The organism is Psychrobacillus mangrovi (assembly GCF_037104765.1).
GTDB lineage: Bacteria > Bacillota > Bacilli > Bacillales_A > Planococcaceae > Psychrobacillus > Psychrobacillus mangrovi.
Map to the genome: position 1 here is coordinate 397,335 of NZ_JBAWSY010000002.1, position 21,361 is coordinate 418,695.

Here is a 21,361-nt window from a genome sequence, read left to right on the forward strand (position 1 = left end):
TTCAATTAGAAAGGATAAGTAGTATGAAATCTTCTTTTCATTTTGGTATAAAGTTTTTAGTCGGGTTGGTCTTACTTCTTACTATGTTTATCGTATCTGTTGTGTTTGGCGCAGCAGAAACATCAATTCAAGATGTGTGGACTGCTATTTTTTCAAATATGAAGAGCGATCAAATTAATATTCTTCGAGAGATTCGTTTTCCTAGGGAAGTTGCAGCAATAATTGTAGGCGCTGCTCTTGCTGTTTCTGGAGCCATAATGCAAGGTATCACACGTAATCCTCTTGCTGATCCGGGTTTATTAGGATTAACTTCTGGAGCTAACGCTGCACTGGCTATTACAATTGCTCTGTTACCCGTTACCAACTATTTAGGGATAACGATCGCTTGTTTCATAGGCGCTGCTTTTGGCGCATTAATGGTTTTTAGCCTCGGTGCTGTAAAAAAAGGTGGTTTTTCACCATTTCGAATCGTTCTTGCGGGAGCTGCTGTTTCCGCTTTTCTATTTGCAATCGCAGATGGTGTTGGAATTTACTTTAAAGTTTCAAAAGATGTCTCGATGTGGACAGCAGGAGGCTTAATAGGTACCTCATGGAAACAACTTGCAATCATAAGTCCATTCATTTGTATCGGTATATTGATTGCCCTACTACTCTCTAGACAGCTTACTATTTTAAGTCTTAATGAAGAGGTTGCTGTTGGACTAGGACAAAAAACAGTTCAAATAAAGATTATCCTTTTTATCGTCGTTATTTTACTTGCAGGAGCATCAGTTGCAATTGTCGGTAATATGGCGTTCGTGGGATTAATGGTTCCACATATCGTACGAGCTGTCGTTGGAACCGATTACCGTTTCATTATTCCTATGTCCATTGTTGTTGGTGGAATTTTAATGCTGATTGCGGACACGCTTGGACGCACAATTAACATCCCTTATGAAACACCTGTCACTGCCATTATTGCAATAATGGGATTACCTTTCTTCTTAATAATAGTTCGTAAAGGAGGGGGCATATTCCGATGATACAATCAGAGCTATTAAAAAAACAACGTATAATCCTGATTAGTTTACTTGCACTACTAGTAATAACGGCCATTATTAGTGCTGGACTTGGATACTCTTCTTTAACTTTTGATCGGCTTATACAAACCATTCTAGGGAATGGGACATTTAAAGAAGAATTTGTATTATTCTCCATACGTTTACCAAGAATTCTTATTACAATTCTTGCTGGAATGGCATTAGCGCTATCTGGTGCTATTTTACAAGGTATTACACGAAATGATTTAGCAGACCCAGGCATTATTGGAATCAACTCAGGGGCAGGAGTAGCCATTTCTTTATTTTTCTTATTCCTTCCTATAGAGGCGGGTTCTTTTGTTTATTTGCTGCCTGTTGTTGGGTTTATAGGGGCTTTACTTAGTGCATGTTTAATTTACTTATTATCTTATACTCGCAAAGAAGGTTTGCAACCAGTAAGACTAGTCCTTGTCGGAGTAGGTTTTTCCATGGCATTATCAGGTTTAATGATTGTGCTTATCTCCTCTGCTGAACGCCAAAAGGTTGATTTTATCGCGAAATGGTTAGCGGGCAACATTTGGGGAGCTGATTGGCCATTTATTATTGCCTTATTACCTTGGTTATTTGTTCTAATCCCCTTCACTTTTTATAAAGCCAATAAGTTAAACCTTTTGGGATTAAGTGAACCTGTAGCTGTCGGTGTTGGCGTATCCATAGAAAAGGAACGCATTGTTCTCCTACTAGCCGCTGTTGCTCTGGCAGCTTCTGCTGTTTCCGTTACTGGAGGTATTGCTTTTATAGGTCTAATGGCGCCGCATATCGCAAAGTCCTTAGTTGGTCCTAGACATCAATTATTTGTACCAATAGCACTTTTAATAGGCGGTTGGCTCTTGCTCTTTGCAGATACAATTGGTCGAAATATTATTGAACCAAATGGAATTCCAGCAGGGGTCATGGTCGCCCTAATAGGTGCGCCATATTTTATGTATTTGTTATGGAAGAAATAATTAGGTACAACAAAAACACGAACGGTAGTAAACCGCTCGTGTTTTTGTTTTATATGTTTACATCCAACCATCTTGAAGTCCATTCTATCTTTATTTATTCAAATAGTTATACATTTTCTCCGGGTAATCCGTAAAAATAGCATCCACCTTGACAGCTCTTAGCATGTCAGCATATGCCTCTTCATTGACTGTAAATACACGAAGCTTTCGTCCGCTAGCAACCGCTTCTATCCCCATAGGTCTCAGCGCCGTCGGGAAAAAAGCGTGAAGCGCATCAGCCCCTACCAAACGTGCATAATCATGTGGAGCGATCATTACCTCCATAAATAAAATAGCTGTTTCTACTTGGGGGGCCAACTTTTTAAAATTTCTTACCATTTCATGATTGAAAGAAGAGATAACGACTCGGCTCTCTAATCGGTAATCCTTCAGCATCTCTAGAACTCTTTGTTCCATCCCCTCATATGGGAAAACATCTGATTTCAATTCAATATTTATATGATGATGGGTATCTTTAAATACATATAACACTTCTCTAAGTGTCGGAATTAGTTCTCCCTTAAACTTAGGGGAAAAGCCTTTTCCAAAATCATACTTTTTCAGCTCAGCTAGTGTCATGTCCTTGATATAGCCTTTTCCGTTTGATGTACGGTCAATTGTCTCATCATGAATGACTACTAGCTCCTCATCCTTTGTCATATGAACATCGAATTCTACTCCATGTATTGGAAGAGCTGCAGCTGCTCTGAATGAAGCAATTGTGTTTTCTGGATGTGTACCTGATGATCCTCTATGTGCATAAATTTTCAATAAAAGGCCCCCCATCAAAATATTTCTTCCTTTTTTATACTCTCTATTATACACATTTAGAACATAATAATAAAAACGCCATCTCCAAAAGGAAATGGCGCCATCTAAATTAATCCCGAGGTGGGATTGGAATATATTTTAGCTTAGGTGGACGTGCTTTTTTAAGAATAGTCCATTGTAGACTTGTTTGAATCATTTGTCTCAAGTGAGTGAAAGGTAAAGATTTTAATCGTTTATTCGAAATTCTCAATGTTACATTGCGTTCGTTTAAACCCAATATGTATCTCTCCTTTTCGATTGAACGATGTCTTCATCATTCATCATATACGTAGTTTATGAAAGGGATGTGAAGGTTATGTTTAGAGTTTGTTAATCTAGTTGCTTTCCATTATATTTGGTTGCTTTCGATAGTTGGTTGGTTGCTTTCGTAAGAGGATTGGATGCTTTCATCCAATTCGACTTCTGCTTTTAAGAAAGGTGCTAAAATAACAATCACAGAAAATAGAAATACGGGATGTGCGCTTGCCGCACGCTACGCATGAGCCTCCGCAGGATGAGTCGCTCCTTTGTCGCTCCCACATCCTTTACGGGGTCTCATTCTTCGCGCTCATGCGGCGTGTAAGGCGCACATCCTGTAGACTTCCCGATGAATTTTTATTGAAAGAAGCAACCCTACTTCCTGTTATCAGGCTTTGAAAAAGGGTCTCTTGGTTTGAAAGATTACGAGGAGCACCACCTGCATTTACTTTATTTTATTTTATTTTACTGTAGACAGACATACACTAGTTGATTGTAGTGGAAGGCGGCGACTCCGGCGGGATCAGTGAGACAGATGAAACATCACAACGTACCCGAAGGGGCGGTGATGGTTCATCGCTCACCCCGCGGAACGCGTCCGCCTGGAACTGAAATCAACGGGTTCCATCTAAAAAAGCGAGTAAGTGAACAATATGTCGTTCACTTACTCGCTATGAAAACCTTTTGAGGACTTTTTCAGTGCCCTCCAATTGAATCATTCCTTTCTATAAAAATGTGTATGTTGGATTGTCTGAAATCCTGCTTTTGAATATATTGATAATGCATTTTCATTATCTGTTTCTACGTCTAGATATACGGACGATTTTCCTAAAAGATGTGCTTCGTTTTTAGACCAATTTAATAATGCTGTGGCAATCCCCCGACCTCGAGCTTTTTCATGAACAGCTAGCCCGGTCACCCATAACTTATCAGAATCGTCCACTAAAGACACAGTACCTACTACTTCATTATCCATTAATGCGATCATGAGTTGACGGTTTGGAGTGACAGTATTAAACCTAATTAGTTCCCTTGCTTCCTCTTCTGTGTCTCCAAATGCACTTACTAATACTTTAATTACTGCGGATTCTTCTTCCGTGTAGGGAATTATTTTTATATCATTTGAAACTGGAATGATTTCAGCATTTCCTACCATCGTTCTCTCTGAAAAGTCATGGCTATACCCATGTTTAGTTAGCAAAAGCTGTCCAATTTCTGCTGTTTCTGGAACTAGAGCTAAATCGGTCTCTGCTCCTCTTTGCTCAAAGTTCCTTTTAAGCTCCTCCACAAGTTGCTCCCCTATACCTTGACGACGGAAGCTAGGCGAGACTACTGCACTCCACTCAAAATCTAGTGTGGCGATACGATCAATGGCAGTTGCTAATCCGACTAGCTTATCTGCTTCATCATTATAAGCAAGCACGCAAAAACCCTTTAATTAATAATCTGTAAGTTCATCTACACTTAATAAGGATGTGTAGTTTTCTTTATCTGTTATAGAGGCTTCTTGTATCAATCCTTTTATTTCTAACATCGTATCAACATCTAATGGAATTGAAACAGTCATGATCGAGATATGCATATGCATATTTCCTCCTTAAATTTTCGCATTGGTTAACATATTGTAATAGAGACCTTTTTGTTTTAATAATTCTTCTTGATCTCCTGATTCTACAAGCTTTCCACCTTCCATTACGAATACTAGGTCAGCTTTTCGTACTGTGTTTAATCGATGGGCAATAACAAAGCTCGTTCTTCCTTCCATTAATCGTTCGAGCGCTTCTTGGATCTTTAGTTCCGTAACTGTGTCAATACTAGACGTTGCTTCGTCCAATAAAAGTAGGGCAGGATCGGCTACTAATGCTCGTGCAATCGATAATAGTTGCTTTTGACCTTGGCTAATCTCTCCACCATCGGCCGTTAAAATCGTATCATACCCATTTGGCAGCTTCCTAATAAAGTCATGGGCGTTCGCTTCTTTCGCTGCATTTATTACTTCTTCATCTGTTGCATTTAATTTACCGTAACGAATATTTTCTTTTACCGTCATCTCAAAAAGGAAAGGGTCCTGTAATACAAACGCTGTTTGGCTACGTAATGTATGTCTTGGTAATTGATCCATTGGGATCCCATCAATTAATATTCGCCCATCATTCACTTCATAAAAACGAGCAAGAAGCTGCATTATAGTCGTTTTCCCTGCACCAGTTGCACCAACTAAAGCAGCTGTTTTCCCTGCATCTACATGGAAAGAAACATGCTGAATGATTGGACTTTCTTCCTCTAGATTATATCGAAACGTCACATTCTCGAAAGTGACATCTCCTATTAGTTTGTAATCTTTATTGTCAATAGCGGCATCCACTTCTTCAGGTTCATCCATAATCGTAAAAACACGTTCTGCTCCTGCGATAGCAGAAAGAACCGTATTAAATTGATTGGCTAAATCATTTAAAGGACGGGTAAATTGACGAGCATACTCCGTAAAGATAACAATTTCACCAATTGTTACGTAATTATAATATGCTAAGATCCCACCTGCTGCGGCTACCAGTGTAAAGCTTGCATTATTTAAAAGATTCATCACTTTTGGAATAAAACCAGAGTATGTAAGGGCCCAGAATCCTGTTCTTTTCAATCGATCGCTTTTTACTGAAAATTCTTCTAGCATACGGCTTTCTTGAGAGAATGCCTTGACAATTCGTTGACCAGAAATTGTTTCTTCAATCATCCCGTTTAATTCGCCTACCGCTTGCTGCTGCTCCTTAAACAATTTGGAAGTTCGTCTCGTAATCCATCTCATCGCAAAATACATAAATGGAACAATTGTTAAAGTGATTACTGTAAGTAAGGGGCTTAATAAAAGCATGACTGCGGTCGTACCTACTAATGTTAATATACTCGAAAACACCTGGATAAATGAAGAATTCAACGTTTGGCTGACGTTTTCAATATCATTTGTCATACGACTCATCAGCTCACCATGCTGTCTTCGATCAAAAAAGGACACCGGTAATTTTTGTAGCTTATTAAATAGACCAGTTCGCATACGATAAATCGTTTGTTGAGAGATTCCAATCATCCAATAACTTTGCAAGTACATCGAGACAGATAAAAAAACATATACAATGACTAGTATGCCAATTATCTTTGCAAGACCAGCAAAATTGCTCTTTGTTAAGTATTCATCTATTATGACACCAATTAAATAAGGTCCCAGTAATGCTAAAGCAGAGCTTACAACTACTAATAAAAGAACGATTATTAAAAGAAACCGTTGTTCATCCACTAATTTCCATATACGCGAAAGTACACCTTTCCAGTCGGATGCTTTCTCTACTTTCTTCTTATTACTTTTCTTCAAATCTTCTTTTGTTACAATTGGTTCATAACCAAAAGGCTTACGAATGAAGTTCAACATAATTGTCTCCCTCCTGCTGTGATTCTGCAATTTCTCTATATAGAGACGAGCTCTCCATTAACTCATCATGGGTACCATAGGCCGAAACTCTTCCTTCTTCTAACAAGAGGATTTGATCTGCACCTTTAGCAGTTCTAATTTTTTGTGTGACCACGAGCATAGTTGCCTTTTCATCCTCTAATGCTCCCCACAAAGCATTTTCTGTCGATACATCTAATGCACTTGTACTATCATCTAACAATAGAATTTCTGGTTTTCGAACTAAAGCACGCGCAATCGAAAGTCTTTGCTTTTGGCCTCCAGAAAGATTCACTCCCTTTTGACCAACTCTTGTATCATATTGGTCGGGGAATTGCTCAATCGAATTATGAATTTGTGCTTGCTTTGCTGCCTCTCTTAATAACTCCTCTGTTGCATTAGAGTCACCCCAGCCTAAATTTTCTTCAATGCTGCCAGTAAATAGAATCGACTGCTGCGGGACAAGCCCTATCACTTGACGAAGCTCCTTTAAAGGCCATTCCTTGACATCTACTCCGTTGATCAAGACTTCTCCTTTTGTCACATCAAAAAAGCGGGGAATTAAGTTTAACAGAGTTGACTTTCCAGATCCTGTTGCACCCATGATCGCTAGTTTTGAGCCAGGCGTGACAATAAAGGACACATCCTTTAAAACTGGAACATCCGTTGTAGGGTAATGAAATGATACATCGTTAAATTCAATTTCTCCAATTCCAGTAGGAGAATAAGGAGAATCTGTATCGATTTCTTCTATTCCTTCCTTCTCTAATAACACCTCTTCCATACGCTCGGATGATGCCTTTGCACGAGAGAAAAAAATGATGATAAAAGCGAACATTGAAAAAGCACCGGTCATACGGGTTGCATAGTTCACGATTGCAACTACTTCACCCATCTGAGCGTTTCCAATTTGTATTTCCTTTGCACCAAACCAAAGAACGGCCATTAAACTTACATTCATCACAAACAAAAGAACTGGTAAGATTAACTCCATTATGCGAAATGCAGTAACATTATCCACCTTGAGACTATCTGCTACTTTTTCGAATCGAGTGGATTCGAAACTTCCACGTAAATATGCCTTTATTAAACGTACTGCCTGAAGATTCTCTTGGATTTTACGAGTCACACGGTCAACACTTCTTTGGACTTTTCCAAAAAGCTTTAATCCCCTTCGGCTCATCCAATATAAAAAAACTACTAAAAAAGGAGCTCCAATCACTAAATATAGCGCTAAATATGGATGAACAACAAATGACATAATTATACTTCCTACAACGAGCAAAGGAGCTCTCAGCATGATGCGTAGGCCCATAAAAACTACGTTTTGTGTAATCGTCACATCTGTTGTTAATCGTGTAATTAAACTAGAAGTAGGAAATTTTAAAAAGGTTGTCATCGTAAAGGATTGAATCTTTTTAAATAGCGCTTGTCGGATGTCATATCCATAGCTTTGGACTGCATGAGAAGCGATGAATGTGTTAATTATCCCTGCCAGAAATGCAATGAAAGACAAAGCAAGCATAATACTTCCCCAAAATATAATTGTTTGTTGATCTCTAGCTAGAATTCCATCATCAATAATAGTTGCTATTATTAAAGGTTGAATAAGCTCTACGGACAGTTCGATCAGCATAAAGATTAATGCCGTAATTACAAGCCACTTATATGGAGATAAGTAGGATAAAACTGTCTTCATGTTTCCATCACCCCTAGATTCTTCGTTGCTCGAATTAATTATTGATAAGACCTATTATGACATATTCAAACTAGAACATATAGAAAAAGATGACTTAAAATTTAAGTCATCTCAGATTATTCACATAATTCCAAAACGGACAAGCTTGAACGCTTATTCAGTATCAATCTTTAACTTTCTAGACCCTCTGTTCCTTTCTTTATCCATTTAAGTTCTCCTGCTACCGAAAGCCATGTGACAAAAATAAGCATTACCACTACTCCAAAGTATTGCCATGCTCCCAGAATTTGTCCAAACCATATTACAGAGATAATCATTGCTGTCAAAGGTTCTAGGCTAGAGAGAATACTTGTTTCCACTGCAGTTATGTATTTCATGCTGGATAAAAAGAGAACAAATGCTACTGTACCAATTAATATAATAAAAATAATCGTCAAATTTAAAGGATAATCTGCAAGGTATATCCATTCATCTGAACGCCATAATTGAGTGATTATCCCCAACAAAAAACCACCGATTAGCATTCCCCAACCAACAATAGTTAGTACTCCCCATTCCTTCATGAGACGAGCTGGGTAAACGGTATAAAATGCAAAAGCAAGACCTACACCTAACCCCCAAAGCAATGCTTCTGTACTTATTAATAAGTTGTTCATTTCAGCATTGGTTAACAAATAAAACAGACCAATTAAAGTGCCAATAATACCTACCACTTGGTATTTTGGTGGGAACATTTTACTTTTCCATGAAACAAATAGAATAATATAGATAGGTCCTAAAAATTGTAATAAAGTCGCAATAGATGCATTACTAGCATCAATTGCTGCTACGAACGTATATTGAACACCAAGCATCCCAAATACGCCAAAGATTATTAACTGTCTCCACCAACTAGGCTCTTTCCATATAGCAAAAATTTGTTTACCGCTCAATCTCATAAACAATAAAAGAAATAGACCTGCTATAGATAATCTTATAGTTAGGAAAAAAGAAACAGACAATCTACTATGGTTGAATACCCACTCCATCATCGGACCTGTAGCGCCCCAAAGCATAGAACCAACTATTATTAATAGTATACCTTTCCAACGATTCACGTACTTCTCACCTCTTATTAATTGTAAGTTTACTAGTATACAATAGTTATTCAGTGACTAATTAACTATTATTTTTGAATATATGATTATTTTGTTCTAGAGTAATGACTAATTTACCTATATTCTATATAATTAGAAACAAATAATCATATTGAAAGGGGTTGAAAAGATGTATTCAATTGAAGCAACATTAGATTCTAGCAGCTCTATTTTCAATAATATACCCTACCCTGCCTTTCTTACAGATAAAGAAGGTAACATTATTTGGTGGAGTAAAGAGGCTGAAAAACATTTTGGGTTTAGTCATGATGATGTTAAAGTCGAAAACCCGCCCTTACTTGATAGTAGTGTAAAAGAATCTTTCTCAGATTTATACAACAATTATTCACACAATGAAGATCCTGTCCGCTATGATTCTGTTCTGCTATATCATGAAAACGGAGAGCATTCTATTGCTTCTATTGTGGCAAGATCCTTTATTATTGATCATAATTCCTTCGTTTTATTTCTAATAGACCTTTATAATCAACCAAAATCCGAAGAAGCTTCTTTTTTAGAATTACAATCCATTAAGAAAAGCTTATCTAATTCCTACATGGTTGTTTATTTAGACAAAGAAGGTTTAATTACGGATGCAAATGCTCAATTTTTAAAGAAAAGCAATTGGACTCCAAAACGGATATTAGGAAAATCTTTTTGGCAAATGTTTCCGGATACTCCGGATCATCTAAAAGTCGCCAATAACATTATGAAATTACTCCGAAAAGGAGAGAGTTTTCAAGGTACTATAGAAAAAATGACAAAAGATGGGTTGAACTACTGGGTAAACATGCTTGCTTTCCCAGTTAGAGACACTCAAAATGATACCCTCTACTATCTTTTATTGGAAGAGGAAATTACTGAAAAAAAATTATTTCAGTCTCGATTAGAGAAAATTGCATATGTAGATACGGAAACTGGGCTTATGAGTAGGCACCGTTTAGAGGATATTGTAACAGAATATATAGAGGAAAAAAGACATTTTTCATTTGTATTTATTACAATTGATCAATTCTATACTTTAAGAGAGATTTTTAACGATCAAACCGAATCCAAATTATTAATCGAGTTCGCAAAAAGATTAAAAGTATATTTTGAAGATACGACTATTGCTCGTGTTGGAAGAGATGAATTTGCATTGATCACTCCATTAAGTGATTGGTATATCCAAGGTTTTACGAATTATCTTAGACAAAACCCAATTTATTTAAATAATAAGGCCATTCCAATTACTATAAGTGGAGCGATAACAAAATATCCAGAAGCTCAACATTCCTTCTTACATTTAATTAAAGCTTCCAATACAACAATTCAAAAGGTTAAGCAAGAAGGCGGAGGTATGATTGCCAGTCTTTCTCAATCTGAACATGATAAGTTAAGTCGGTCAATACAAATCGAGAAACGCTTGTTAGAAGCATTAAATCATCGTGATTTGCATGTAATGTACTTGCCACAAAAAGATTTGGAGTCCGATAAAATTACAGCTGTCGAAGCTCTTGTTCGTTGGGAAGATGAAGTTCTTGGAGTAATTTCCCCGGAGGAACTCATTCCGATTGCAGAAGAAACTGGACTAATTAATGAAATCGGCACGTTTATACTAGAAAAATGTTGCGAACAAGCGGCCATTTGGCACAGCAAAGGATTTCCAATAAAGGTTAGCTTTAATTCTTCTATTAGGGAGTTTCGTGACAAGAATATGGTGAAAACCATTCGAAAAGTTTTAGAGAAATATGATTGCCCACCTGAAGCATTGCAAATAGAATTTACGGAGAAATTTGCATTAGAAGCAGAAGCGGAAAAATCCATTATTCAACAAATGCAGACGTTACAGCAAGATGGCGTAACTTTTGTACTAGATGATTTTGGGACCGGCTATGCATCTTTGCGGTACTTGCAACTTCTCCCAATTAGCCAACTGAAAATTGATAAATCATTTATCAGTTCACTTTTACAACAAGAAAAGCTCCAACAGCTTGTCCAAGGATTGATACAATTTGGACACTCCTTGAGCCTTCGAGTAGTCGCAGAAGGGGTAGAATCGGCCGAGCAATTTAGCCTATTAAAGCAAATAGGCTGTGACGCTTTACAAGGGTATTATATAAGCCGTCCTATTTCCACAAGAGAAGTTGAAAATTTATTAAATTAAATGTAAAAACCGTGAAAAACATATAAGTTTTTCACGGTTTTTATGTTGTTTTTTTAAAAGTCTTTAATAGTAATTTAGTAATTATTTCTGCAAATACCATTCCAATTGCTATCGCTCCAGAAATCATTAGTGCGTGAGAGGCATACTCTATCGCTACCCCATAATCTTTTTCTACAATATGTCTCATGGCATTATAGGCAACTCCCCCCGGAACTAAAGGTATAATTCCAGCTACACTAAAAATTATCATAGGCATTTTAAAGTGCTTTGCCATCAAATGCGCAACAAATGCAATAGTAAACGCACCCGCAAATGAAGCTTTGACTGGATCATTGCTTAATTCATTTACATAAGAGTATATTAACCAGCCTGTCATACCAACAAGCCCACAGTAAAAAAGTGAATTTTTGGGTGCATTAAAAACTATCCCAAACGCTGCAGCCGCAATAAAACTTAAAAAACCTTGTAATAAATAGGACATGACTTCCTCCTTAAAGTGACAGTATTATTGCAACCCCTGCCCCTATTGCAGTTGCGGTAAGAAATGCCTCTGCTCCTTTTGATAATCCTGAAACAAAATGGCCTGCCATTAAATCACGAATAGCATTTGTAATGAGTAGTCCAGGTACAAGGGGCATAACAGAACCGATAATAATTTTATCTACTTCACTTCCAAAACTATATTCAACTGAAGTAATAGCTATCACGCTAATTATTGATGCAGCTAATAATTCTGCAAAAAATTTAACCTTTGTTTTTTCCTGTAGCATTTCAGATACAGTGTATCCTATTCCTCCTGCTAACATGGCCATCGGTATATCAATAGGATCTGCACCGAAGAGAAAGAGAAAAGCCCCGGATGCTATGGACGCCGCAATTATTTGTATCCAAAAGGGATACTTTTTATGTTCTTCCTCTATTCTTTTCAATTCTAAATACGCTTCATCCAAAGTAATTACTTTGTTGGCTAAATTTCTGGAGACTGCATTAACGAGTGCAATTTTTTCTAAATCTGTTGTTCTATTATTAATTCTTGCTAATCTAGTTGGAATAGCTCTAGTTCCGCTGAAAAGAATACCTGTTGGCGTCACAAAGCTTTGTGATTCGGTCAATTGTTGCGACTGAGCCATGCGATCCATTGTATCCTCCGCACGGTACGTCTCTGCTCCGCTCTCCATCATTAAACGACCTGCAAGAATACAACACTCTACTGCTAAATCATAGTTAGGTCTCAATCAAAACACCGCCCTTCCCCTATTTACGATAATCTTATCGAACGCTGAACATAAAAACAATCCAGTTTATTACTTTATCATATAAAAAATCTTCATTTAGTACTCCAAGTTTCAACAAAATAAAGCGTTGGTATACATTAAACGACAACTTATCTCTTCCCGATTAATGTTTTCTGCATAAAAAAGATGAAGTCAACGTTAACGGTCGGCTTCATCCCTTTTTCTAGTATTTCAATTTCCCTATCTTTTCATATTTATTTAAGTTATAGCTTGTGATTTCCCTTACTGCTATCGTGTACAAAGAATCTCCAACATAAACCATTCGTTGAATACTACTTTCCCAATTTTCGTAGAGCTGAGCTGGATTGTGAGGGTTCAATAAATTTCCTTTCATTACAATTCCTTTTTCAGGTGTAATTTCATAAACCAATGCTCCGTCTTGTTTGAACTGAGCATACTCTTGACCAGTCCCTTGCTCATAAATAGATATTGGAAAGCCATATAGATTTTTTTCACGATGTTGGAACAATGCATGGTGATCGTATTGAATTGGCGAGAAAGTTCCTTGACCTCCAATAACTTCTGTATCTAATTCTTTAGGATTTGATAAATCACTTACGTCAAACAAAGACACTTTCATGCCCTCTGTCATAATAAGCGGTTCTTTAGAACCCTCTTGTGGGACCGTCTTTGTTTCATATCCAAATCCAATTAGATGATTTTCGTCTAATGGATGCAAATAATTACTAAAGCCAGGTATTTTTAGTTCACCTAATACTTTTGGTGCTGTCGGTGTTGCAACATCGATGACAAATAGTGGATCCGTTTGCTTGAAAGTCACCATATATGCTTTATCACCCATGAATCTCGCAGAATAAATACGCTCATCTTTAGCTAGACCCGTTATGGATCCAACTATTTTCATCCCTTTATCTAGAATGAAAAGGTTGTTTTCGGAAGGTTCATTTTCTTCCCACCTATTTTCTTTTGTTGTTACAGCTCTGAAATAACCATCATGTTCATCCATGGAAAACTGGTTCAATATCGTACCCGTCAAACGACTTGATGCAACGAATTGAACGGCTGTTTCGTTAAGTGCAAATTTAAATACTTCCGTATCCATTTTACCTGGATTCCATATCAATTTTTTAGAATTGGAATTTGTTGATTCAAAAATTGTGGAGGTTAAATATAAGTTTTCCTTGGACATATATAGCTGTTCACTTCCTCCAAGGTACCCATTTGTCATAACACTATTATCTTTTAGGTTTTCTATATTGATTGCTGATATAATACTATAATTTGCTTGCATGGAATTCGGAAGAATGGCAATGCTATCATAATTCATAGGTTTTGGTTCATTATCGGTCTTGGAATCATATATAATTGGACGTAACTCTATATTCTCATTCTCCTCCATCATCCAAAACTTTGGATAGACAGTTGTGACAAAGTACATAGTATTATTCGTTAAACGCGCCCCATTCAAATATCCTTCGGTTGCAATCTCCCTAGATAGTTTTGGTGAGGCAGGGTTTGTTATATCATAAAAATATACACTCGTCATGGAATCCATCGGCATTCCAATTCTATCAATATTTTGTTTACCATCTGATTCTAGTGTTCGGAAAACATTCTTTTGCCCAATGATAATTAACGTATCATCAGACAATAAAAGTTGAGAAGGATAAAAATCATTCGTGAAGCGGATTTTCGTTTCTTCACTCATTTTCTTTGGATCTTTTATATTTACTACAACAACATTATTTTCACTAATCGAGAATACATGGGAACCATTTGTTTTCACCATATCTGCTTCATCTACACCATCTACCTGGTTATTCGTAGAAGAATAATCTCCTCCCTGAACATTGGAAGATTCTTTTGATGCTTCCGCCATAGTGTCTTCCATAATTGTGACTTTTTCATACCCTTGAGTTTTTTTCGCTTGCTCGAAATAAGCTTTTAGCTCTTCCTTTGATTTTACGGACTGAAGTTCTTTGTACACCGTGAAAGGAAATTTCGTTTTTAGAATCTTATTTTTTACAAATAAAGTATAAGCACCTTCTTTTAATCCTTTTATTTCAACTAACTTCCCCTTATTTGAGATACTATGCTTTGCATTTACTTTCTTCCCTTGTTGGTCAATTACATACATTTCCCCTTTTTCGAATGCATCCTCACTAACTGCCGAAGATAAATTAACGATAAATGGTTGGTTGGATAATACAGCATCCTGAGCACTCACGGACGTTCTAGCTGAAAAAAATACTATGACCAATCCAACAATTAAGAGCGTTCCAATTATCGACATGATCCACTTCTTCATATGATCTCCCTCTCTATTCCTTTGTTAAACCATTAGACTTCATTTTATTTAATTCGTTTCACTTTTTCTGTTTTATTTTTTGAATGTAGAGAATTTACTGTTATTAGTCTATTATTAGATTTGCAACATAGTATTTTACAAAGGAGGGAATGTTGTGAAAACACTAACTAGGTTTTCAAATGCAATAATGGAGAGGTATTTACCCGATCCATACATTTTTGTTGCAATATTAACTTTATTAGTATTTTTATTGGGGGTAACTTTAACAGATTCTACCCCATTAGAGATGGTATCTTATTGGGGTGATGGTTTTTGGGGATTACTATCTTTTACTATGCAAATGGTTGTCGTTTTATTAGCAGGACATGTTCTAGCTAGTAGTCCGGTATTTAAAAAGTTACTAAGTACCATGGCGAGCAGTGCTAAAACACCTGGTTCCGCAATTATTCTAGTATCAGTAGTTTCCTTAATAGGTTGTTGGATTAACTGGGGTTTTGGATTAGTTATTGGGGCTTTATTTGCAAAAGAGATTGCACGTAAAGTAAAAAATGTCGACTATCGTTTACTTATTGCAAGTGCTTACTCAGGATTTATCATTTGGCATGGTGGGTTAGCAGGATCGATACCTCTGTCTATCGCAACAGAAGGTCACCCGTTTGCAGAGAAAATGGGTGTTATTCCTACAACTGAAACTTTATTTTCAACCTATAACTTAGTAATTGTAATAGTACTATTAATTTCAGTTCCATTATTAAACAGATGGATGATGCCTAGGAAAGAAGAGACCTTTTCAATTGACCCTACTCTTCTCGAGGAGGAAGTAATAGAGAAAAAAGAACCATTAACAAAAACTCCTGCTTCCCGATTAGAAAGTAGTTACGTCATTTCGGTTTTAATTGGCTTACTTGGGCTTGTATATCTAGTACAACATTTCATTACTAAAGGTTTTGATTTAAACTTAAACATCGTCAACTTAATATTCGTGACACTTGGTATCATTTGTCATGGTACACCTAAACGGTTTTTAATCGCCGTGAAAAATGCGGCTAAAACAGTTGGAGATATCGTCATTCAATTCCCTTTTTATGCTGGGATTATGGGTATGATGGTAGCCTCCGGTTTAGCAGGAGTTGTATCCGAGGCTTTTATCAGTATTTCAAATGAACATACTTTCTATCTCTTTACTTTTTACGCTGCTGGTATTGTTAACTTTTTTATACCTTCAGGTGGTGGTCAATGGGCTGTACAGGCACCAATTATGTTAGATGCTGCCTCAGCATTAGACTTAAGCTACGCTAAAACAGCTATGTCTATTGCGTGGGGGGATGCTTGGACTAATATGATTCAACCATTCTGGGCATTACCTGCATTAGCAATTGCTGGGTTAAAAGCAAAGGATATAATGGGTTACTGCGTCTTCGTTCTCCTATTAAGTGGAATAGTTATTAGTGTTGGACTTTACTTTTTTTAAATAATTTATAAAACATGGCCCCATTAAGGGGTCTTAGACAACCTCGATTTTGAGTGCATAGAATTTTTTATAAAACTCGGCGGGGACCACCACTTCGCTTTCCGTGGGCTTGGCTTCAGCCTCCTCGTCACTTCAAAAACATGTGCTTCTGCGGTTACTCGTCGCAAAGTCACTGGCCTAATAAAGTTCGGCCAGTGTCTTTCCTGCGGGGTCTTCTGCTCAAGCTGTTCCCACAGGAGTCTTCGTGGTGGTCCTTGCCTCATAAACAATTCCATATTGGAATCTACTATCTTTACTTTTAATTGGATAAAGCAACCTCTTTAGGAGGTTTATTATTTATAACTGTTTAGAAAAATACTTTTGTGTCAATCTAAAGACCCCATTAAGGGGTCTTTTCTTTTTATTCTTCTACTTTATTTCCTCTAGTCAATTTTTCGAATTCTTTCATGTCTTTATCGTATTTTGGAAGGTAATTGAAAGGGTTTCTTTCCTGCGCAAATTCCTCTCTTGCATTAACTTGTATACCTACTTTTGTTGCAGCAGATGCTGTTGGGTCATTAAGGATATTTTCCTTTTCTCCATCGAAATGCGGAGTTGCTTCAACATGCTGGTTACCACTTTTTCGAGTCATCTAATCATCTCTCCTTTTTAGTTAATATGATGTTGTTAATGTTGAACTATTCGTTTTACTTTTAAGACTATAATAAAAGTGCTAAACTTCATGGTTGATTTAAAAAGTCGCAAAAGAACGAACCAGATAAGAGAAATAAATAATTTTTGAAGCATCTAATATAGTAACTTAGAGAGAGAACACTGATGTGCGCCATACAGTCTCATTTATAAGAAAAAGGTTTTCTTGATCAAGTCAAGAAAACCTTTTTATATATTATCTAGTTTTACAGTAGCTTACAGTATCACTCTTCTTCGAATGGCCATTTTGGTAGCATATGAGAGAGTGTTTTATCTTCTCGATAACCAAGTACATATTCCGCTTGCATAATGGTATGAATTTCGCGTGTTCCTTCATAAATCACAGGTGCCTTGGAATTACGTAAATATCTTGCTACTGGATACTCATCTGAATACCCATATGCTCCGTGAATTTGCACAGCGTCATCTGCAGCTTTATTTGCAAAGTCGCATGCTTGCCATTTTGCAAGGGAGGTTTCACGAGTATTGCGAACTCCTTTGTTTTTTAATTCTCCAACACGGTAAACAAGTAAGCGGCTCATTTGTAGGCCTGCTTCCATCTTTGCAACCATTTGTTGCACGAGCTGGTGCCTTCCAATTTCCTTACCAAAAGTTTCTCTTTCATGACAATACTTTACACTTGCTTCTAGACAAGCTAAAGACAGACCTACCGCTCCTGCTGCAACAGTAAATCTTCCATTATCGAGCGCGGACATAGCAATTTTAAAGCCTTCTCCTTCTTTTCCTAAAAGATTCTCTTTCGGCACTCGCATATTTTCGAAAAATAGTTCTCCAGTATTTCCTGATTTAATACCATACTTTCCTTTAATCGCTTTTGAGGAAAAGCCTTCCATCGTCCGTTCTACTATGAAAGCACTGATACCCTGATGCTTTTGAGATTTATTCGTGTATGCAAACACGATAAAATGATCAGCGGCATCACATAATGATATCCATGTTTTTTGCCCATTAATGACATAGTGATCTCCATCGAGCACTGCGACAGTAGACATGGCTGCTACATCTGAACCTGCTCCCGGTTCCGTTAACCCAAAAGCGCCTATTTTTTCTCCCTTTGCTTGCGGGACTAAATATTTTTGCTTCTGTTCTTCCGTTCCCCACTGCATAAGCGTCATTGAATTTAATCCTATATGCACCGATACCGCTGTTCGAAAAGCTGTGTCTCCGCGCTCTAGTTCTTCGCAAACAACCGCAAGTGAATTATAATCCATTCCACTTCCGCCGTATTTCTCCGGAACACATACGCCCATTAAACCAAGATCCGCCAGACGTTTCCAGATGCCTTTATCAAAAGCACCTTCCATTTCCCATTTGGCTATATGAGGAATTATTTCATTATCAACAAACTGACGAACTGTCTTACGTAAAAGGACTTGTTCTTCTGTAAATTCAAAATTCATTAAGCTTCACCTCTCACAACAGACTCCACAATATCTACGCCACGAGTAGCCATTTCTCTAATATATAATTCTCCAGGGACGATCAATTCAGGCGGGTATACGCCTCTTTTGGAAATAACATTATTCCCAATCATTTGCGCTACTACAGAAACTGTATTGGCAGTCGCTCTTGCCATTGCAGTCGTACCAGAAAGTCTGTCTTTTTTCGTAGCCAATTCATACGAGTAGGTTGTGTCTTTTCCTTCTTTTACACCCTTAACAATTACCCGCAATAAAACAGCATCTTCTTTATCACCAAGTAATAATTGTGGTGTTAATACTTCTTTCAAGACATCACGGGCCTTCACCATATTTCCATTTACATTCACAATTGTTTTTTTATTTGTCAGCCCTAAATCTACAAGCAATTTAAACTTATCTGCATGCCCTTTGTAACGAATCGTTTTGTATTCCAATGTATCAATGTTCGGAAAGGATTTAGGTAATGTAGAAGTTCCCCCTGCAGTATGGAAGGCTTCTAATTCACCATATTCGTCAAAGAAAATCGGCTCTATCTCCGATAAGGATTCCACTTCTTGCAATTTACCGTCTCGGATAACATGGGATGGGTCAGTATAATGGTCAAATACACCTTCTAATGAAAAGACGATGTTGTAACCGAATATCCCTTCTGGTTTTACCGGTATTCCACCAACGTATAAATGGATTCCTGAAACTTCATCAAGTTTACTAGCTCCATACCCTGCAAGAATATTAATCATACCCGGTGCTACACCTAAATCTGGGATCAGTGTGATACCTTTCTGTTTGGCTTTTTCATGAAGTGATAGGACTGTATCTGTTGCTCCTCCTATGTGGCCACCTAGATCAATTGAGTGAACACCAGCATCTACAGCAAGTCTAGCTACCTTTTCATTGAAGGAATAAAATAGTGCATTAATGACTACATCTACCTTTTCCATAATTTGCAGTATATTCACATCATCATTTGCATCTAATCTTAAAATTTCTATTTTAGAATTTTGTAGTCTTTCTTTAAACATCGTTGCCTGTCCCACATCTAAATCACATAATAGTACCTTTTCCACATTAGGACTCTTCACTAAATCACGAGCTGCTTCTTTTCCCATTAATCCTGCTCCCAATACAGCAACCTTCATGTAATCATCCCCCTATTATTCTGTATCTATTTGTGCTCGTTGCAATTTCCCACTAAAGTCTACATAAATACTCTTCCATTCTGTATAAACATCAAGTGCTGCCACTCCTGAGTCTCGGTGTCCATTTCCTGTACCTTTTGTTCCACCAAATGGCAAATGAATCTCAGCTCCCGTAGTTCCAGCATTGACATAAACAATCCCCGTATCTAAGTCACGCTGAGCTCGGAAGACTTTATTTACATCTCTAGAAAAGATTGAACTAGAAAGACCAAACTTTACACCATTATTCACTTCAATCGCTTCCTCTAGTGAGCCTACTTCAATTAGTGAAACTACTGGGCCAAAAATTTCTTCCTGAGCTATTCTCATGTTAGGCGATACGTCTGTGAAAATGGTTGGAGCATAATAATTTCCGTAAGCTAAGTCTCCGTCCTCCAATATCTTTCCACCGACTAGAAGGTTTGCCCCTTCCTCTTTTCCAATTAAAGTGTAAGAATGAATTTTTTCCAATGCTTTCTTGTTAATTACTGGGCCAATTTTGACATACTCATCTAATCCATTCCCAATAGTCAATTTTTCCATTTGCTCTAGTAACTTAGCTTCTAACTCTTTCTTTACATCTTTATGCACAATTACACGACTACATGCAGTACAGCGTTGGCCTGCTGTTCCGAATGCACTCCATAAAATCCCTTCTACAGCGAGAGACAAATCTGCATCTTCCATCACAAGAACAGCATTTTTACCACCCATTTCAAGGGACACTTTCTTTAAATGTTTTCCTCCAAGCTCTGCGACTTTACTACCTGTTTCCGTTGAACCTGTAAATGAAATTACTTTAACATCTGGGTGTTCAATCATTGCCGTCCCGACTTCAGAACCCGAGCCAAAAACTATATTAGCTACACCATCTGGTAAACCCGCTTCTTCAAATATTTTCGCCATTTCATATGCCATCATTGGTGTTTCAGTTGCAGGCTTCCAAATAAAAGTATTTCCTGCTACGATTGCCGGAAATGACTTCCACGTAGCAATGGCCACAGGAAAATTCCAAGGGGTGATCAGTCCAACTACTCCAATTGGTGCTCGTACGCTCATCGCAAATTTATCCGCAAGCTCAGAAGGGGTAGTTTCTCCAAATAAACGGCGACCTTCTCCTGCCATATAAAATGCCATATCTATTCCTTCTTGTACTTCCCCACGGCCTTCTTCAATCACTTTTCCCATTTCTTTCGTTAAAACTTGGGCCAAATGCTCTTTCTTTTCTTTCATTAGCCTACCAATTTCATATAAGTAGTCTGCACGTTTTGGTGCTGGTACAAGTGCCCATTTTTTCTGTGCTTTTCTAGCAGCCGCAACAGCTAAGTCAACGTCATCTTTTGTTGACATTCTTACTTCCGCCAACTGTTCTCCATTCGCAGGATTTAAAACAGCTGTGTATTTTCCCTCTCCAATATCTTGCCATTTCCCATCAAAAAAGTTAGTGAGCTTCATAATTTTTA

The 21,361-nt window shown here is 37.4% G+C and carries 17 protein-coding genes; 4 read left to right on the top strand and 13 right to left on the bottom strand.

The features are described from left to right. The first annotated feature begins 23 nt into the window (after window positions 1-23). A complete protein-coding gene (locus tag WAX74_RS05005) occupies window positions 24-1,022 on the top strand; it encodes a FecCD family ABC transporter permease (RefSeq protein ID WP_336496563.1) in 999 nt (332 codons plus the stop codon). Next, window positions 1,019-2,026 carry a FecCD family ABC transporter permease gene (locus tag WAX74_RS05010; RefSeq protein ID WP_336496564.1) on the top strand — a complete coding sequence of 336 codons (1,008 nt, stop codon included), beginning with the start codon at window positions 1,019-1,021 and terminating at the stop codon, window positions 2,024-2,026. The genes WAX74_RS05005 and WAX74_RS05010 overlap by 4 nt, the downstream gene beginning before the upstream one ends. Window positions 2,027-2,116: 90 nt before the next feature. Here WAX74_RS05010 and WAX74_RS05015 read toward each other — a convergent pair whose 3' ends face one another. From WAX74_RS05015 to WAX74_RS05040, 6 genes are all read right to left on the bottom strand, one after another. Then, complete coding sequence (locus tag WAX74_RS05015) at window positions 2,117-2,836, bottom strand: glycerophosphodiester phosphodiesterase (protein ID WP_336496565.1); 720 nt, start codon at window positions 2,834-2,836, stop codon at window positions 2,117-2,119. 1,012 nt (window positions 2,837-3,848) lie between these two features. Continuing rightward, the gene (locus WAX74_RS05020) at window positions 3,849-4,556 is read right to left on the bottom strand and encodes a GNAT family N-acetyltransferase (RefSeq protein ID WP_336496566.1); all 708 of its coding nucleotides are present in this window, start codon (window positions 4,554-4,556) and stop codon (window positions 3,849-3,851) included. 15 nt (window positions 4,557-4,571) lie between these two features. After that, window positions 4,572-4,715: a hypothetical protein gene (locus tag WAX74_RS05025; protein ID WP_336496567.1), complete on the bottom strand. Its 144-nt coding sequence runs from the start codon at window positions 4,713-4,715 to the stop codon at window positions 4,572-4,574. 15 nt (window positions 4,716-4,730) lie between these two features. Further along, window positions 4,731-6,554: an ABC transporter ATP-binding protein gene (locus WAX74_RS05030; RefSeq protein ID WP_336496568.1), complete on the bottom strand. Its 1,824-nt coding sequence runs from the start codon at window positions 6,552-6,554 to the stop codon at window positions 4,731-4,733. Next, entirely contained in the window at window positions 6,535-8,271 is a 1,737-nt protein-coding gene (locus WAX74_RS05035) for an ABC transporter ATP-binding protein (RefSeq protein WP_336496569.1), read from the bottom strand. The genes WAX74_RS05030 and WAX74_RS05035 overlap by 20 nt, the downstream gene beginning before the upstream one ends. A gap of 170 nt (window positions 8,272-8,441) precedes the next feature. After that, complete coding sequence (locus WAX74_RS05040) at window positions 8,442-9,368, bottom strand: DMT family transporter (protein WP_336496570.1); 927 nt, start codon at window positions 9,366-9,368, stop codon at window positions 8,442-8,444. 169 nt (window positions 9,369-9,537) lie between these two features. On the opposite strand from WAX74_RS05040, the gene WAX74_RS05045 reads away from it, so the two are divergent. Beyond that, a complete protein-coding gene (locus WAX74_RS05045) occupies window positions 9,538-11,553 on the top strand; it encodes an EAL domain-containing protein (RefSeq protein ID WP_336496571.1) in 2,016 nt (671 codons plus the stop codon). A 40-nt stretch (window positions 11,554-11,593) separates the two neighbouring features. Here WAX74_RS05045 and WAX74_RS05050 read toward each other — a convergent pair whose 3' ends face one another. The 3 genes from WAX74_RS05050 to WAX74_RS05060 form a co-directional block, all read right to left on the bottom strand. Then, window positions 11,594-12,034 (bottom strand): threonine/serine exporter family protein, encoded by a 441-nt coding sequence (locus WAX74_RS05050; protein ID WP_336496572.1) that lies wholly within the window; start codon window positions 12,032-12,034, stop codon window positions 11,594-11,596. Window positions 12,035-12,044: 10 nt separating this feature from the next. Beyond that, a complete protein-coding gene (locus tag WAX74_RS05055) occupies window positions 12,045-12,788 on the bottom strand; it encodes a threonine/serine exporter family protein (protein WP_336496573.1) in 744 nt (247 codons plus the stop codon). Window positions 12,789-13,011: 223 nt separating this feature from the next. Further along, complete coding sequence (locus WAX74_RS05060) at window positions 13,012-15,117, bottom strand: beta-propeller domain-containing protein (RefSeq protein WP_336496574.1); 2,106 nt, start codon at window positions 15,115-15,117, stop codon at window positions 13,012-13,014. A 154-nt stretch (window positions 15,118-15,271) separates the two neighbouring features. Here WAX74_RS05060 and WAX74_RS05065 point away from each other — a divergent pair, with 154 nt between their 5' ends. Next, window positions 15,272-16,588 (top strand): short-chain fatty acid transporter, encoded by a 1,317-nt coding sequence (locus WAX74_RS05065; RefSeq protein WP_336496575.1) that lies wholly within the window; start codon window positions 15,272-15,274, stop codon window positions 16,586-16,588. Window positions 16,589-16,988: 400 nt separating this feature from the next. On the opposite strand, the gene WAX74_RS05070 is transcribed toward WAX74_RS05065, so the two are convergent. From WAX74_RS05070 to WAX74_RS05085, 4 genes are all read right to left on the bottom strand, one after another. After that, window positions 16,989-17,219, bottom strand: coding sequence for a hypothetical protein (locus WAX74_RS05070; RefSeq protein ID WP_336496576.1), 231 nt, complete (start codon window positions 17,217-17,219; stop codon window positions 16,989-16,991). 283 nt (window positions 17,220-17,502) lie between these two features. Beyond that, a complete protein-coding gene (locus WAX74_RS05075) occupies window positions 17,503-18,699 on the bottom strand; it encodes an acyl-CoA dehydrogenase family protein (RefSeq protein ID WP_336496577.1) in 1,197 nt (398 codons plus the stop codon). Beyond that, window positions 18,699-19,859, bottom strand: a complete 1,161-nt coding sequence (locus tag WAX74_RS05080) for a saccharopine dehydrogenase family protein (protein WP_336496578.1) — start codon at window positions 19,857-19,859, stop codon at window positions 18,699-18,701. Before WAX74_RS05080 ends, WAX74_RS05075 begins: the two co-directional genes overlap by 1 nt. A gap of 15 nt (window positions 19,860-19,874) precedes the next feature. Beyond that, window positions 19,875-21,353 (bottom strand): aldehyde dehydrogenase family protein, encoded by a 1,479-nt coding sequence (locus WAX74_RS05085; protein ID WP_336496579.1) that lies wholly within the window; start codon window positions 21,351-21,353, stop codon window positions 19,875-19,877. Between the last annotated feature and the right edge of the window lie 8 nt (window positions 21,354-21,361).